Here is a 588-nt window from a genome sequence, read left to right as displayed (position 1 = left end):
GACGCCCGCACGTTCGAAGACCCCGACCGCGTCGATCTCACCCGCTCCAACGCGTCCGAGCACGTCGCATTCGGGGCCGGCCCGCATCGATGCCTCGGCGCGCCGCTGGCCCGCCTCGAGCTGCGCATCATGCTCGAGCGCATCCTCGAGCGGATTCCCGACTTTCACGTACTCGAGGACGACGTCGTCGAGTACCCCATCAAGTCGACCATCAACGGCATCGACCAGCTGCCCGCGACATTCACGCCCAGCACGCGCGTCGGTGCCGTCCACTGACCTGCAACCCCTCATCACCGAAATCCCTTATCACCGTAGGAGAGTCATGAAGAGTGTTCATCGCGAGACCGGGGACCTGACCGGACGCGTCGTCGTCATCACCGGAGGCGGCCGCGGCATCGGCCTCACCACCGCTACCCAGCTGGCCGCGGCCGGCGCACGGGTAGTGCTGGGCGACCTCGACCCGGCCACAGTCACCGAAGCAGCCGACTCCGTCGGCCGTGGCACCGTCGGAGCGCAACTGGACGTGACGAGCCGCGAGTCGTGGAGCGAATTCCTCGAAGCGACGGCCGCCGTCGGGCCGATCGACGT

At 68.0% G+C, this 588-nt stretch carries 2 protein-coding genes; both read left to right on the top strand.

The genetic code is table 11. The features are described from left to right. Positions 1-276, top strand: a 276-nt coding sequence (locus tag QM588_RS25590) for a cytochrome P450 (RefSeq protein ID WP_283317430.1), incomplete at its 5' end; no start/stop codon positions are given. Between the two features lie 46 nt (positions 277-322). Continuing rightward, positions 323-588: SDR family NAD(P)-dependent oxidoreductase (locus QM588_RS25585; RefSeq protein WP_283317428.1), on the top strand; the 266-nt coding region annotated here is incomplete at its 3' end.

The sequence above is a fragment of the Rhodococcus sp. IEGM 1354 genome (assembly GCF_030056855.1).
In the GTDB taxonomy this organism is placed as follows: Bacteria; Actinomycetota; Actinomycetes; order Mycobacteriales; family Mycobacteriaceae; genus Rhodococcoides.
The sequence above is the reverse complement of the archived record's forward strand: the minus strand, read 5'-3'. Positions and strand labels throughout refer to the sequence as shown.